Below are 14,171 nucleotides of genomic sequence, written 5' to 3'. Positions count from 1 at the left end.
CACTCTTTACCCATCGGTCACAGAGCGTTCGTGATCACGCAACACCGTTCCTTCACAGTAGTCGCATGAGTCGAGACATGTCCGATGTGACCCCTGTGCAGGACGACCGCCCCGCCCGCCACCGCGTGGCCCTGGTGGAGCGCGCCACCCAATGGTGGGCACGCCGCCACGGCCACGCGCCTCCGGCACCCGAACCGGACACCGGCGCCCCCCTGGATCCCACGGGGAGCGTGCTGTGGCGGATGCGGACGACCGTACGGGACGAGCCGGGGGCCCTCGCCTCGCTGTGCACGGCGCTGGCCCGGCGCCGGGTGGACATTTTGAGCCTCCAGACGCACCCGCTGGCCGTCGGCACCGTGGACGAGTTCCTGCTGCGCGCGCCGCAGGAGCTGCCCGCCGCCGATCTTGACCGGGCCGCCGCGGAGGCCGGCGGCACCGGCACCTGGATCGAGCGCGCCGACGCCCACGACCTGGTGGACGCGCCCACCCGCATTCTGGGTCTGGCCACGCGCACCGCCCTGGACGCGGCCGAACTGCCGCTGGCGCTGCGCCAGTTGCTGGGCCGGTGCACCATCCGGTCGCTGCCCGCGTCGTCGGCGGCGCGGGACACGGCCCCGGACGAGGGCGGCTTCGACGCGACCGCCATGCGGCTGCGGACCCCGGACGGCGGGGTCATCACCGTGGAGCGGCCGTACCTGCCGTTCACCCCGACCGAGTTCGCGCGCGCCCGCGCCCTCGTGGAGCTGGACGCGCGCCTCGGCCCGCGGGTACCGCGCAGCCAGGACGTCCTCACGCTGCCCGAGGGCAACGAGATCACGGTGCGGCGCGCGCAGGCCACGGACCTGGCGGCGGCGAAGGCCATGCACGAGCGGTGCTCGCAGCAGACGCTGAGCATGCGCTACCACGGCCCCGTCGGCGACGCGGACCGCTACCTCAACCACCTGCTCAGCCCCCGCTTCGGCCGCACCCTCGCCGCGCGGACCGCCTCCGGGCGCATCGTCGCCCTCGGCCACCTGCTGTGGGACGGTGACGAGACGGAGATCGCGCTGCTCGTGGAGGACGACTGGCAGCGCCGCGGCATCGGCGCCGAACTGCTGCGCCGCCTGGTCGCGCTGGCGGCCGAGGCGGACTGCGCGAGCGTGTACGCGGTGACCCAGGCGTCCAACACGGGCATGGTCGCGGCGATGCGCGGCCTCGATCTGCCGCTGGACTACCAGATCGAGGAGGGCACGCTGGTGATCACCGCGCGGCTCGACGCGTCCCCTGCGGCGTCCCCCGCACCGTACGAGCAGGTCGAACGGTACTGACGGCATCGCGCCGCCCGTGGTCCCCGGCGCCGAGCGCCCGGTCGAGGTCGGCCCACAGGTCCTCGACGTCCTCCAGGCCGACGGACAGGCGCAGCAGCCGGTCGCTGACGCCCGCCGCCCTGCGGTCGTCGGCGGCCACGACGCGATGGCTGATCGAGGCCGGGTGCTGGATCAGCGAGTCGACGCTGCCGAGGCTGACGGCGGGGGTGACGAGCCCGACCCCGGCGATCACCGCGTGCGGGTCGCCCGCGACCTCGAAGGCGACCATGGCGCCGCCGATCCGCGGGTAGTGGACGCGGGTGACGCGCGGGTCGGCGGCGAGGCGGCGGGCCAGTTCCGCCGCGCTCGCCGAGGCGGCGCGCACCCGTACCGGCAAGGTCGACAGGCCGCGCAGCAGCAGATATCCGGCGAGGGGATGCAGGACGCCGCCCGTCGCGAACCGCACCTTGCGCAGCTCGCGCGCGAACAGCTCGTCGCAGGCCACCACCCCGCCCAGCACGTCACCGTGCCCGCCCAGGTACTTGGTCGCGCTGTGCAGCACGAGCCGTGCCTCGCTGTCCAGGGGCCGTTGCAGGACGGGCGTCGCGAAGGTGTTGTCGACGAGGAGCGGCACGGAGCCGCAGGCGTGCGCGACGGCCCGCAGGTCGATCTCGGCGAGGGTCGGGTTGGCGGGCGACTCCACCATCACCAGGCCGGTGTCGGGCCGGATGGCGTCCGCGACACCGGCCGGGTCGACCCAGGTGACCTCCGAGCCGAGCGCGCCCGCCGTCAGCAGATGGTCGCTGCACCCGTAGAGCGGGCGGACGGCGACGACGTGGCGCAGGCCCGCGGAGAGCCGTACGAGGAGGACCGCGGTCAGCGCCGCCATGCCGCTCGCGAACGCCACGGCGGCGTCCGTCCCCTCCAGGCGGGCGAGGGCCGTCTCGAAGCGGGCGACGGTCGGGTTGCCGAGGCGGCCGTAGACGGGTGGGCCGTCGTCGAGGACGCCGTGCGCGGCGAACGCGTCCACGCGGGCGGCCTCGGCGCGGCTGTCGGCGGACGGGTAGGTGGTGGACAGGTCGATGGGCGGCGCGTGCAGGCCCAGGGCCGCGAGGTCGTCGCGGCCCGCGTGCACGGCTTCGGTGGCCAGGGCCCGGGGGCGGGAGTGGTCGTCCATGCGCCCAGGCTGAACAACGGGCGAGGCCCATGGGGCAACTGCCGTGCTACGTTCGGCAGATGGCCGATTCCGTCGTACTCGATCCGGTCGACCTGGAGATATTGCGGCTCCTCCAGAACGATGCCCGCACCACGTACCGGGATCTGGCCGCGCAGGTCGGTGTCGCGCCCTCGACCTGCCTGGACCGGGTGAGCAGACTGCGCCGCTCCGGGGTGATCCTCGGGCACGCGCTGCGGCTCGACCCGGCACGGCTCGGCCGGGGCCTGCAGGCCCTCCTCTCGGTGCAGGTGCGCCCGCACCGCAGGGAGTTGGTCGGCCCGTTCGTGGAGCGGATCCGCGCCCTGCCGGAGGCGCGCACGGTGTTCCACCTGACCGGGCCCGACGACTACCTGGTGCATGTGGCCGTGCGCGACATGGCGGATCTCCAGCGGCTCGTCCTCGACGCCTTCACCGCACGGCACGAGGTGGCCCGCGTCGAGACCCGGCTGATCTTCCAGCAGTGGGAGTGCGGCCCGCTGCTGCCGCCCGAGGGTGACGCGGCCCCCTGACTCGTACGAGGATGTCCGCCATGCCAGCCACCCCGAGCGATCAGCTCCCCCAGAACCTGCTGCCCCGGCAGGTCGCCGACTCCTACGTCGACGCCTTCGTCGTCCTGGACCCCGTCAACGGTACGTACCTCGGCGACCCGGCGTCCCACAGCCGGCTGCCCGACCTCTCCCCCGCCGGCATCGAGGCCGTGGCCGAGCTGGCCCGGGGGACCCTGGCCCGGCTCGACGAGGCGGAGCGCGCGCCGGGGGCCGAGAGCGAGGTCGAGCGGCGTTGCGCGCGGCTGCTGCGCGAGCGGCTGACCGCCGAACTCGCCGTGCACGACGCCCAGGAGCCGCTGCGGGCCGTCTCCAACCTGGGGTCGCCGGTCCACCATGTGCGCGAGGTCTTCACCGTCACCCCGGCCGACACCGACGACGACTGGGCGGCGATCGCCGCGCGGCTGCGGGCGGTACCGGCCGCGTTCGCCGGGTACCGCGAGACGCTGGAGCTCGGCCTGCGACGCGATCTGCACGCCTCGCCCCGCCCCACGGCGACCTTCGTCGAGCAGCTCACCGAGTGGGCGGGGCAGGGGCGCGGCTGGTTCGGGGACTTCGCCGCCGGGGGGCCCGAGGCGTTGCGCGAGGAGCTGACGGAGGCGGCGCGGGCGGCGGACGCCGCCACCGTCGAACTGCGCGACTGGATGCGGGACGTGTACGCGCCCGCGGTCGCGGGCTCCCCCGACGTGGTGGGCCGCGAACGGTACGCGCGCTGGTCGCGCTACTACAACGGTACGGATCTCGACCTGGACGAGGCGTACGCGTACGGCTGGAGCGAGTTCCACCGGCTGCTCGGCGAGATGCGCGTCGAGGCGGAGAAGATCCTGCCGGGTGCCGAGACGCCGTGGGCGGCGCTCGCCCACCTCGACGAGCACGGGCGCCACATCGAGGGCGTCGACGAGGTGCGGCGGTGGCTGCAAGGCGTCATGGACGAGGCCGTCCAGGCGCTGGACGGCACACACTTCGAACTCGCGGAGCGGGTCAAGCAGGTGGAGTCCTGCATCGCGCCGCCCGGCAGCGCGGCGGCGCCCTACTACACGCCGCCGTCGGTGGACTTCTCGCGGCCCGGCCGTACGTGGCTGCCCACGATGGGCGCCACCCGGTTCCCCGTCTACGACCTGCTCTCCACCTGGTACCACGAGGGTGTCCCCGGCCACCATCTGCAACTGGCGCAGTGGGCGCACGTCGCGGACGACCTCTCCCGCTACCAGGCCACGCTCGGCGGGGTCTCCGCCAACGCCGAGGGCTGGGCGCTGTACGCCGAGCGCCTCATGGACGAGCTGGGCTTCCTCACCGACGCCGAGACGCGGCTCGGGTACCTCGACGCGCAGATGATGCGCGCCGCCCGCGTCATCGTCGACATCGGCATGCACCTGGAGCTGGAGATCCCGGCCCACTCGCCGTTCCACCCGGGCGAGCGATGGACCCCCGACCTGGCCCAGGAGTTCTTCGGGGCGCACAGCAGCCGTCCGGCGGAGTACGTGGAGAGCGAGCTGACCCGGTACCTGTCGATCCCCGGCCAGGCCATCGGGTACAAGCTGGGCGAACGGGCGTGGCTGCTGGGCCGGGCCAACGCGCGGGCGGCGCACGGGGACTCCTTCGACGCGAAGGCGTGGCACATGGCGGCGCTCTCGCAAGGGTCGCTCGGCCTGGACGACCTGGTGGAGGAGTTGTCGCGGTTGTAGGTCCGGGCGGGGCCCGCGAAGCCGTGGTCAGCAGCCGCAGTCGCCGGTGTCCGCGGGCGCGGTCAGCGGGTCCGCGTCCCGGCGGGCGAGGCCTTCCCACGTCTCGTACGGGAAGCCTTCGCGGACCCAGTACTCGAAGCCGCCGAGCATCTCCTTGACCTGGAAGCCGAGTTCGGCGAGGGCGAGGGCCGCGGGTGGCGCCGTTGCAGGCCGGGCCCCAGCAGTACGTGACGACGGGCACGGACCTGTCGAGAAGCCGCTCGGCCTGCTCGGCGATGAGCGCGGTGGGCAGGTGCACGGCGCCGGGGACGTGCCCCTGGTCCCAGGAGGCGGTGGAGCGGCAGTCGAGCACGACGAACCCGGCCTGCCCGGCGTCCTGTGCGGTGAGGGCGGCGGCGACGTCGGACACGTCGGCGTGGAAGGCGAGGCTCGCGCCGAAGTGGGCGGCAGCGGCGGCCGGCGAGGCGGGAGCCACGCGCAGGACCGGGTTGCTGGTGGTGTGGGTCATGGTGGCGGCGTCCTCCGTGGGCGGGTGCCGGTGGGGGCTTCCGGCTCTGCGTTCTGTCCCCCGGCCAGAAATCTACGGCCGACGCTCCTCGCCCTGAAGGGACGATCCCCGGCCTTCCCCTTGTTCCGCCGGGGATCTCCCTGGTATCTCTCGACGATGACCGTCGATTCCGCAGCCGCCTCCGTCCACGTGCCCGACGCCACCGACTGGCGCATCCTCCAGGTCCTCCAGCGCGACGGCCGGGCGAGCTACGCCGAGCTGGCCCGCGCCGTGTCCATGTCCGCGAGCGCCGTCACCGAGCGGGTCCGCAGACTGGAGGAGGCGGGAGTGATCGCCGGGTACACGGCGGTGGTGGTACCGGAACGGCTGGGCCTGTCGATCATGGCCTACGTCCGGTTGCGGTACCCGAACGGCAACTACAAGCCGTTCCACGACCTGGTCGAGGTGACACCGGAGATCCTGGAGGCGCACCACGTCACGGGCGACGACTGCTTCGTCATCAAGGTCGCGGCGCGCTCCATGGCCCACCTGGAGGAGGTCTCCGGCAGGATCGGCGCGCTCGGCTCCGTGACGACGAGCGTCGTGTACTCCTCGCCGTTGCCGCGCCGGGCGATCGGGAACTGAGCCGCACGCGGACCCGGCGCTACGCGCTGTCGACGCCGCGCTGGCGCACCACCGATCCCGCCCGCCCCTTCACGATCTCCAGTTGCGCGTGGACCCGGCGGCGCAGGTCGCCGACGTGGCTGACGATGCCGACGCTGCGGTCCCGTTCGCGCAGCGAGTCGAGGACGTCGAGGACCTCGTCGAGGGTCTGGTCGTCCAGGCTGCCGAAGCCCTCGTCGATGAAGAGGGTGTCGAGGCGGACGCCGCCCGCCTCGTCCGTGACGACGTCGGCGAGGCCGAGCGCGAGGGCCAGCGACGCGAAGAACGTCTCGCCGCCCGACAGGGTCGCCGTGTCGCGCTCCCGGCCCGTCCAGGCGTCCACGACGTGCAGCCCGAGCCCCGAACGGCCGCGCCCCGCGAGGGAGTCGGAGTGCACGAGGGTGTACCGGCCGGACGACATCCGGCGCAGCCGCGCGGTCGCCGCCGCCGCCACCTGTTCGAGGCGGGCGGCGAGGACGTAGGACTCCAGGCGCATCTTGCGCTCGTTGTCGGCGGAGGTACCGGCGGCGAGGGAGGCGAGCCGGGCGATGCGGTTGTACGCGGCGCGCAGCGGCCCGAGGCGGCGCGCCTCGGCGGCGGCGCGCCGGGAGAGCCGGTCGAGTTCGTCGCAGCGGCGGGCCGCCGCGTCCCGCGCGGAGCCCGCCGCCCTGACGCGCGCGTCGGCGGCGTCGGCCGCGGCGCGGACGGCGGCGACATCGGCGGCCGGCCTGCTCGCGGCCTCGGCGGCGTCCTCCTCCGCGAGCATGGAACGCACCGTGGCCCGCTCCGACTGCCAGGCGTCCAGGCGGTGTTGCAGTTCCCGGTGCCCGGCGTCGTCGACGAGGGCGGCGGCCGCGGCCCGCGGTGTGTCGAACCCGGCCCGGAAGGCGGCGTCGGCGAGTCGCGCGTCCGCGTCCTTGAGGCGGGTCGCGGTGTCCTCGACGGCGCGGGCGGCGTCGGCGGCATCGGTGAGCAGGCGTACATGGCGCTCAAGCTGGGCCGCGCGCACCTCGACGCTCTCCGCGCCGCCGCGCGCCTGCGCCAACTCGCCCTCCAGACCAGCCTGTTCACGCTCCAGCGCCTCGCGCAGGGAGGCCCGGGCGGCGGTGCGGGTCGCCGCCTCCTGGCGGGCGGCGAGGCGTCGCTCGTACTCGCTCTCGGCGCGGAGAAGGCTCTCGCGGGCCGCGTGCAGCCCGGACGCCGCGGCCCGGGCCTCGGCGTGCCGCGCCTCCAGGTCCCGTACGGTGTCCGCCAGTCGCTTTGCCGTCTCGTCCCCGGCGGCTGCCTTCGCGGCGGCCAACTCCTCGCGTACGCCGCTCAGAGCAGCCTCGGTGTCGGTGCGGCGCGCTTCGGCGGTGCGGTAGGCGGCGAGGGCGTTCTCCTCCGCGGCGCGGTCGACGTGCCCCTCGGACCTGGCGATGGGCGCCGGGTGTTCGGTCGCCCCGCAGACGGTGCAGGGTGCGCCGTCGACAAGCTGCTCGGCGAGTTCGGCGGCGACATCGCGCAGTCGCCGCTCCTTGAGGCCGAGCCAGTGCTCGTGGGCGGCGACCGCGTCCTCACGGGCCCGCACGGCGGCGGCCCGTACCTCTTCCGCGTGGGCGGCGAGCCGGTCCCGTTCGACGGCGGCGCGGGCCTGCCGGCGCCCGGGGTCGAGCTGCCCTGCGAGGTGTTCGGCGCGGGTCGCCGCCTCCTGGGCGTCGTCGACAGCGGCCTGGAGGGCGGCGCGGCGGGTGTCCCACGCGGCGAGCCAGGCCCCGGCCTCGTCGAGGAGGTCGGCGTCGGCGCGCTCCTCGCGGTCGAGTCCGGCGCGCTCCCGCGCGAGCTCGGCGAGTCGGCGCTCGGCCCGGCGCGCCGAGTCGAGCCCTCCGAGCTCCTGGGCGCCACGCCGTGCGGCCTCGGCGAGTGCGGCGGGTCCCGCGTCGGCCGGCGGATCGTCGGCGCGGACGGCTTCGGACCCGGTCCGTGTACCGGCCGCCCGCAGCGCGGCCCGCGCCCGCTCCTCCTCGCGCAGCGCCGCCCGGTGCTCCTCCTCCGCCGCCTCGCGCAGGGCGAGGGCGGGCGCGACCGTCTCCGCTTTGCGGGCCCGCTCCATCCGCTCCTCGACGGCGCGGTGCTCCTCGGCGCGGTCCGCCAGCGCGGCGGCCCGCGCCTGGGCCTCCGCGAAGCGGCGCTGGAGACGCTCCGTCTCGATGACGTCGGACAGTGCGTGCTGCGCCGCCGTGCGCGCCGACTCGGCCGCGGCGAGGGCGAGATGGGCGTGTGTGAAGTGTTCGCGCGCGGTGGAGCGAGCGGTCGCGGCCCAGGCGAGGACGGTGTCCGCGAGTCCGGGGTCGCCGGGCGCCGCGTCGACCGGGGGCAGCTCCACGATGCCGCCCGCGGCCTGCTGCATCCGGTGCGCGTCGGCCAGCAACTCACTGTCCCCGGCGGTCACCTGCTTCTCGGCGCCGCGCCGGTCGTCGGCGAGCCGCTGCTCGACGGCGGCGAACCGGTGGGTGTCGAAGAGGCGGCCGAGGAGCTTGCCGCGGGCCTCGGCGTCGGCCCGCAGGAACCGGGCGAAGTCGCCCTGCGGCAGGAGCACCACCTGGCAGAACTGGTCCTTGCTCATGCCGAGCAGTTGGGTGATCTCCTCGCCGATCTCCTGGTGGGAGCGGCTGAGGTCCTTCCATGCGCCCGCGACCGCGTCGTACTCGCGCAGCCGGCTCTGTGCCTTCTCCGTCGTGAAACCGGTGCCGCGCTTCTTGGGGCGCAGGTGCGGCGGCTGCCGGGTGAGTTCCAGCCGGCGCCCCGCGACGGTCAGGTCGAGGGCGACCTCGGTGCGTACGCCGGGCTCCGCGTGGTCGCTGCGCAGGTTCTGGCCTTGGCCGCCGCTCTGGCGGGCGCCGGGCACGGACCCGTACAGGGCGAAGCAGACCGCGTCGAGGACGGAGGTCTTGCCGGCGCCGGTCGGCCCGTGCAGCAGGAAGAGGCCCGCGGACGACAGCGCGTCGAAGTCGATCTCCTGTGCCCCGCCGAAGGGGCCGAACGCGGTGACGCGCAGGGTGTGCAGTCTCACCGGGCGACCTCGCGCACCACGTCGTCGGTGCGGACGGTGTCGATCACGGCCCGCAGCAGCGCCCGCTCGTCCTCGTCGGGTCCCGCGCCCCGGACATGGGTCACGAAGTCCTCCGCGATCTCGTGGTCGTCGCGCCCCTTGAGGCGCTCCGCGTAGGTGGCCTCGGGCCGGGCGTCGGTGCGGCGCGGCTCGAAGAGCAGGCTGAGGGTGTGCGGGAAGCGCTCGGTGAGCCTGGCCATGGGGTCGTCGGGCCGCACCTCGTCGGTGAGGGTGGCCTCCACCCAGGAGTTCTCGTGGGCGGTGAGGTCCGGGTCGGCGAGGAGGTCGGCGAGGTCGCCCCGGACCCGGGCGAGCGGCCGGGGCACGGGGCAGTCGACGCGCTCCGCGGTGACGGCACCCTCCGCGTCGAGGTCGATGAGCCACATGCTCTTGCGGTGGTCGGCCTCGGAGAAGGAGTAGGGGAGAGGCGAACCGGAGTAGCGGACGCGCTCGGAGAGGACCTGGCTGCCGTGCAGATGCCCGAGCGCCACGTAGTCGACGCCGTCGAAGACACCGGCCGGGACGGCGGCGACCCCGCCCACCGTGATGTCGCGCTCGCTGTCGCTGGGCGCGCCCCCGGTGACGAAGGCGTGTGCGAGGACCACGGACCGGGTGCCCGCGGGGCGCTGGGCGAGGTCGGCACGGACCCGCTCCATCGCGGCGGCCAGCACCTGTTCGTGCCCGGCCTTCACCACCCCGAACTCGTCCTTCACCAGGGCGGGTTCGAGGTACGGCAGCCCGTAGAAGGCGACGTCACCGTGCGCGTCGGGCAGGACGACGGGGTCGCCGCAGCGGCCCGGCTCCGTCCGCAGATGGATGCCGGCGCGCCCGATCAGTCCCGCGCCGACCCCGAGGCGGCGGGCCGAGTCGTGGTTCCCGGAGATCATCACGGTCGGCACGTCGAGCGCGGCGAGGCGGTGCAGCGCGTCGTCGTACAGCTCGACGGCGGCGAGCGGCGGCACCGCCCTGTCGTACACGTCACCCGACACGACCACGGCGTCCACGCCACGCTCGCGCACCGTGGCGACGAGGTGGCCGATGAACGCGGCCTGGGCGTCGAGCATGCTCACGCGGTGGAACGCGCGGCCCAGATGCCAGTCGGACGTGTGCAGAATTCTCAAGATGCCGCTCCGACCCGCATGTTTCCCTCTGCTCCACCCGTGCGCTCGGCACGGAGCCGGTACGGTCCTCGTCGCCGGCACCGACCACGCTAGCGTCCCCGGGCACCTGGCCCCTCACGGACCTCAGTCTGCCACCGGCGCGCGGGGCCGGGATCCCGCCGGTCCGCGCCCGGGCCCGGCTCAGCCGTAGGCCTCGCCGCCGAGCTCGAACCCGGCGCTGCCCGCGCTCGCCTCCGCCAGCCAGCTCCGGAACCGCTCCACGTCCCCTTCCGGGAGCCCGATGTCGATGGCCACCGCCTCGCCGTAGCGCACGTCCCGGACGTCTCGCCCCGTGGCCCGCAGGTCGTTCTCCATCTTGCCCGCGCGGGTGTGGTCGACCGTCACCGTCGCGAGGCGGAACCTGCGGCGCGTCACCGTCCCCAGGGCGTCGAGCGCCTCCCCGACAGCACCCCCGTAGGCCCGGATGAGGCCGCCGGCCCCCAGCTTCACGCCTCCGTAGTACCGCGTGACGACCGCGGCGACGTAGCGCATCTCGCGTCGTGTGAGCATCTGGAGCATGGGCACCCCGGCGGTGCCGCCGGGCTCGCCGTCGTCGCTCGCCTTCTGTACGGAGGCGTCGGCGCCGATGACGTAGGCGTAGCAGTTGTGGCTGGCTGTCGGGTGTTCCGCGCGGACGCGGGCGACGAAGGCCTGTGCCTCCTCCTCCGTCGCGGCGGGCGCGAGCGCGCACAGGAACCTGGAGCGGTTGATCTCTGTCTCGTGCACGCCCTCACGGGCCACGGTGCGGTACTCGTCCTGCATCGCCCCAGCGTATGCGCAGGTGTGACCGGGCTCGCCCCCGCCCGCGGTGCGGGTGAGGATGTGATGGATACTCGCAGGTCGCCACAGAAGCCGCCGCAGAGACAGGAAGCGTTTCCCACATGACCGGCACCCAGGCCGAGCGTCCCGCCGCCGCACCGCCTGCCTCCACGCCCCGGTGGCGTTCCTGGCTCCTGGAAGGGCTGACCGACCGGACGGCCCGCCATCAGGGACCGCACGGGCACGCCCCGGAGGAGCACCGGGGCCACACGTGGTGGCGGGTGATGTGTCTGACCGGCGTCGACTACTTCTCCACACTCGGCTACCAGCCGGGCATCGCGGCCCTCGCCGCGGGCCTGCTGTCGCCGCTGGCGACGCTGGTGCTCATCGCCCTGACCCTGCTGGGCGCCCTGCCGGTGTACCGCAGGGTCGCGAAGGAGTCGCCGCACGGCGAGGGGTCGATCGCCATGCTGGAGCGGCTTCTTCCCTGGTGGGCGGGGAAGCTGTTCGTCCTCGTGCTGCTGGGCTTCGCCGCCACCGACTTCATGATCACCATGACGCTGTCGGCGGCGGACGCGGCGGCCCACGTCGTGGAGAACCCGTTCGCGCCCGCGGCCCTGCACGGCGCGAACACCTGGATCACCCTCGTGCTGCTCGCGGCGCTCGGCGCGGTCTTCCTGAAGGGGTTCCAGGAGGCGATCCGGGTCGCGGTCGTGCTGGTCGCCGCGTACCTGGTGCTGAACATCGTCGTCCTCGTCACGGCCGCGACCCACGTCCTGACCGAGCCGGTCAAGGTCGGCGACTGGTGGGACGCGATGACGGCCGAGCACTCCTCGCCGTTCGTGATGATCGGTGTCGCGCTGCTCGTCTTCCCGAAACTGGCGCTCGGCATGTCCGGCTTCGAGACCGGCGTGGCGGTGATGCCGCAGGTCCGGGGCGCGTCCACGGACACGTACGCGGAGCCGACGGGCCGCGTCCGCGACACCCGCAAGCTGCTCACCACGGCCGCGCTGATCATGAGCGGTTTCCTGCTGCTCTCGAGTCTCGCCACGACGATCCTCATCCCGCAGCACGCGTTCGAGTCGGGCGGTGCGGCCAACGGGCGCGCCCTCGCCTACCTCGCGCACACGTACCTGGGCGAGGGCTTCGGCACGGTCTACGACGTGTCGACCATCTGCATCCTGTGGTTCGCGGGCGCGTCCGCCATGGCGGGGCTGCTGAACCTCGTCCCCCGCTATCTGCCGCGCTACGGCATGGCCCCCGAGTGGACGCGGGCCGTCCGCCCCCTGGTCCTCACCTTCATGGCCGCGGCGGTCGCCATCACTCTGTGGTTCGACGCGAACGTCGACGACCAGTCGGGTGCGTACGCGACCGGTGTCCTGGTGCTGATGCTGTCGGCGTCGTTCGCGTCGACCGTCGCCGTGCACCGGCGCGGGCACCGCCGGGCGGCGATCGGCTTCGGCGCGATCACCGCGGTGTTCGCCTACACCCTCGTCACCAACGTCGTCGAACGTCCCGACGGCATCAAGATCGCCCTCATCTTCATCGTGGCGATCCTCCTCTCCTCCTTCGCCTCCCGGGTGCACCGCGCCTTCGAACTGCGCGCGGGCGCGGTCACGTTCGACGACGCGGCGGAACGGATCATCGACGGGGCGGCGGCGAGCGGCCCCTTGCGGATCATCGCGAACGAGCCGCAGGAGCACAGCACCGCCGAGTACCGCGACAAGGAGTACTGCCAGCGCGAGGACACGCACATCCCCGAGGGCGGCCCGGTGCTCTTCCTGGAGGTCTTCGTCCAGGACTCCTCGGACTTCACCGAGGACCTGACCGTGCACGGCGACGAGAAGCACGGGGTGCGTCGCCTGCGCGTGCGCGGCCCGGGCGTCCCGAACACCGTGGCGGCCGTCCTGATGAACCTGCGCGACCGTACGGGCGAGGTCCCGCACGCCTACTTCAACTGGACCGAGGGCCACCCCGTCAGCCACCTGCTGCGCTTTTTGGTCTTCGGCGACGGCGAGGTGGCCCCGGTCACCCGCGAGGTGCTGCGCCGCGCGGAACCTGACCCGCGGCGCAGGCCTCGCGTGCACGTCGGCTGAGGGTCAACGGGCGACGGGCCAACCGCTGCTCCAGTCCAGGAGGTTGACGCCGAGCTTGGGCGTGCCGTTGTCGTTGCCGTCGTAGTAGTGGTAGACGATCAGGTCCCCGTCGGAGTCATGCATGATCGACTGCCCGCCGGGGCCGATCACGCTGCCGTGCGACTCCAGGACCGGGGTGCCGCCGTTGTCGGTCAGGGCGACGCCGTTCTTGTCGCGGTACGGCCCGGTGACGCTGCTCGCACGGCCGACCTTCACCTTGTACGTGGAGGAGGTGCCCGAGCAGCACACGTCGTACGAGGCGAAGAGGTAGTAGTAACTGCCGTGCTTGACGATGTACGGGGCCTCGATCGCCTTGGTCCCGGTCGGGCGTGCGGCGAGGGAGCGGCGGGCGGTGTCCCCGGCGTACTGCTTGCCGGTGGCCGGGTCGATCCGGATCATCTTGATGCCGCTCCACCAGCTCCCGAACGACAGCCACCACTTTCCGTCGCCGTCGACGAAGAGGTTCGGGTCGATGGCGTTGTAGTCGCTGGAGGTGGTGGAGGTGTGGACGACGCCGTAGTCCGTCCAGGAGCCGGGCAGCCCGGTGGTGGAACCGGCGAGCCCGATGGCGGACTTGTTGGACCCGAAGATCGAGACGGCGTAGTACATCAGGTACTTGCCGCCGTGGTAGGAGATGTCGGGCGCCCACGCCTCGGTCGCGTACGACGACCACCACGAGGGCTTGCCGGTGAAGGCGTCGCTGCCGGCCGTGAACGCGATGCGGTCGCCCGACGTACGGAAGCCGAGCCCGCCGCCGGTCGCGTACAGCAGGTACTGCCCGGCCGAGGTGCGGATCATGGTCGGGTCGTGCACGACGGTGGCGCCGGTGACGCGCCCCGGGTTCGGGTACGCGGAGGCGGTCGACGGGATCAGGGCGAGGGCCAGCGCGGTGGGGACGGCCAGCAGGGCGGTTCTGGTGCGGCGGGAGATGCGGCTCACGCGGTACTCCTTGACGCGTTGGGGGGGAGGCGACCGTCGGGCCTACACGCCGGGACAATTGTCCGAAATCCCGAACAGCGGTCGCGACTTCGGACGGGACCGTAGAATCGAACCCACCTTGCGTCAATGCTTTCGACCGTCCGCTCCCCACGAGGAATCCGCCGCGCCCCCGCGGAGTTGACCGCAGGACAGGAAGCCGGGAAGC

Annotated in this window: 10 protein-coding genes and 1 pseudogene; 5 read left to right on the top strand and 6 right to left on the bottom strand. The window is 73.6% G+C overall.

Annotated elements, in window-relative coordinates:
* Positions 1–65 precede the first annotated feature (65 nt).
* The gene (locus ACIRF8_RS34675) at positions 66–1,307 is read left to right on the top strand and encodes a GNAT family N-acetyltransferase (RefSeq protein WP_404221674.1); all 1,242 of its coding nucleotides are present in this window, start codon (positions 66–68) and stop codon (positions 1,305–1,307) included.
* On the opposite strand, the gene ACIRF8_RS34670 is transcribed toward ACIRF8_RS34675, so the two are convergent.
* Positions 1,240–2,463, bottom strand: coding sequence for a trans-sulfuration enzyme family protein (locus tag ACIRF8_RS34670; RefSeq protein WP_404221672.1), 1,224 nt, complete (start codon positions 2,461–2,463; stop codon positions 1,240–1,242). The two genes, ACIRF8_RS34675 and ACIRF8_RS34670, sit on opposite strands and share 68 nt — an antisense overlap.
* 59 nt (positions 2,464–2,522) lie before the next feature.
* On the opposite strand from ACIRF8_RS34670, the gene ACIRF8_RS34665 reads away from it, so the two are divergent.
* Both ACIRF8_RS34665 and ACIRF8_RS34660 read left to right on the top strand, forming a co-directional pair.
* Positions 2,523–3,011, top strand: coding sequence for an Lrp/AsnC family transcriptional regulator (locus ACIRF8_RS34665; RefSeq protein ID WP_404221670.1), 489 nt, complete (start codon positions 2,523–2,525; stop codon positions 3,009–3,011).
* Between the two features lie 20 nt (positions 3,012–3,031).
* On the top strand, positions 3,032–4,732 hold the full coding sequence (locus ACIRF8_RS34660) for a DUF885 domain-containing protein (protein ID WP_404221668.1): 1,701 nt from the start codon (positions 3,032–3,034) through the stop codon (positions 4,730–4,732).
* A gap of 27 nt (positions 4,733–4,759) precedes the next feature.
* Here ACIRF8_RS34660 and ACIRF8_RS34655 read toward each other — a convergent pair.
* Positions 4,760–5,240 (bottom strand): annotated as a pseudogene (locus tag ACIRF8_RS34655) (rhodanese-like domain-containing protein).
* 156 nt (positions 5,241–5,396) lie between these two features.
* On the opposite strand from ACIRF8_RS34655, the gene ACIRF8_RS34650 reads away from it, so the two are divergent.
* Entirely contained in the window at positions 5,397–5,864 is a 468-nt protein-coding gene (locus ACIRF8_RS34650; RefSeq protein ID WP_404221666.1) for an Lrp/AsnC family transcriptional regulator, read from the top strand.
* A gap of 19 nt (positions 5,865–5,883) precedes the next feature.
* Here ACIRF8_RS34650 and ACIRF8_RS34645 read toward each other — a convergent pair whose 3' ends face one another.
* The 3 genes from ACIRF8_RS34645 to ACIRF8_RS34635 all read right to left on the bottom strand — a co-directional run bounded on the left by ACIRF8_RS34645 (position 5,884) and on the right by ACIRF8_RS34635 (position 10,895).
* Complete coding sequence (locus ACIRF8_RS34645) at positions 5,884–8,934, bottom strand: AAA family ATPase (protein ID WP_404221664.1); 3,051 nt, start codon at positions 8,932–8,934, stop codon at positions 5,884–5,886.
* Complete coding sequence (locus ACIRF8_RS34640; protein ID WP_404221662.1) at positions 8,931–10,094, bottom strand: exonuclease SbcCD subunit D; 1,164 nt, start codon at positions 10,092–10,094, stop codon at positions 8,931–8,933. The genes ACIRF8_RS34645 and ACIRF8_RS34640 overlap by 4 nt, the downstream gene beginning before the upstream one ends.
* Positions 10,095–10,274: 180 nt before the next feature.
* The gene (locus ACIRF8_RS34635) at positions 10,275–10,895 is read right to left on the bottom strand and encodes a YigZ family protein (RefSeq protein WP_404221660.1); all 621 of its coding nucleotides are present in this window, start codon (positions 10,893–10,895) and stop codon (positions 10,275–10,277) included.
* Between the two features lie 119 nt (positions 10,896–11,014).
* On the opposite strand from ACIRF8_RS34635, the gene ACIRF8_RS34630 reads away from it, so the two are divergent.
* Complete coding sequence (locus ACIRF8_RS34630; protein WP_404221658.1) at positions 11,015–12,988, top strand: APC family permease; 1,974 nt, start codon at positions 11,015–11,017, stop codon at positions 12,986–12,988.
* Positions 12,989–12,991: 3 nt separating this feature from the next.
* Here the strand turns inward: ACIRF8_RS34630 and ACIRF8_RS34625 are convergent, their stop codons facing one another.
* Positions 12,992–13,966, bottom strand: coding sequence for an arabinan endo-1,5-alpha-L-arabinosidase (locus ACIRF8_RS34625; RefSeq protein WP_404221656.1), 975 nt, complete (start codon positions 13,964–13,966; stop codon positions 12,992–12,994).
* Between the last annotated feature and the right edge of the window lie 205 nt (positions 13,967–14,171).

Origin of the sequence: Streptomyces sp. NPDC102406, from assembly GCF_044765725.1 — a bacterium.
Taxonomy (GTDB): Bacteria; Actinomycetota; Actinomycetes; order Streptomycetales; family Streptomycetaceae; genus Streptomyces.
The sequence above is the reverse complement of the archived record's forward strand: the minus strand, read 5'-3'. Positions and strand labels throughout refer to the sequence as shown.

What these genes read in the sequence shown, in the direction of transcription:
- ACIRF8_RS34675 (WP_404221674.1), top strand. Translation starts at nt 66, where the DNA reads ATGAGTCGAGACATGTCCGATGTGACCCCTGTGCAGGACGACCGCCCC.
- ACIRF8_RS34670 (WP_404221672.1), bottom strand. Translation starts at nt 2,463, where the DNA reads ATGGACGACCACTCCCGCCCCCGGGCCCTGGCCACCGAAGCCGTGCAC.
- ACIRF8_RS34665 (WP_404221670.1), top strand. Translation starts at nt 2,523, where the DNA reads ATGGCCGATTCCGTCGTACTCGATCCGGTCGACCTGGAGATATTGCGG.
- ACIRF8_RS34660 (WP_404221668.1), top strand. Translation starts at nt 3,032, where the DNA reads ATGCCAGCCACCCCGAGCGATCAGCTCCCCCAGAACCTGCTGCCCCGG.
- ACIRF8_RS34650 (WP_404221666.1), top strand. Translation starts at nt 5,397, where the DNA reads ATGACCGTCGATTCCGCAGCCGCCTCCGTCCACGTGCCCGACGCCACC.
- ACIRF8_RS34635 (WP_404221660.1), bottom strand. Translation starts at nt 10,895, where the DNA reads ATGCAGGACGAGTACCGCACCGTGGCCCGTGAGGGCGTGCACGAGACA.
- ACIRF8_RS34630 (WP_404221658.1), top strand. Translation starts at nt 11,015, where the DNA reads ATGACCGGCACCCAGGCCGAGCGTCCCGCCGCCGCACCGCCTGCCTCC.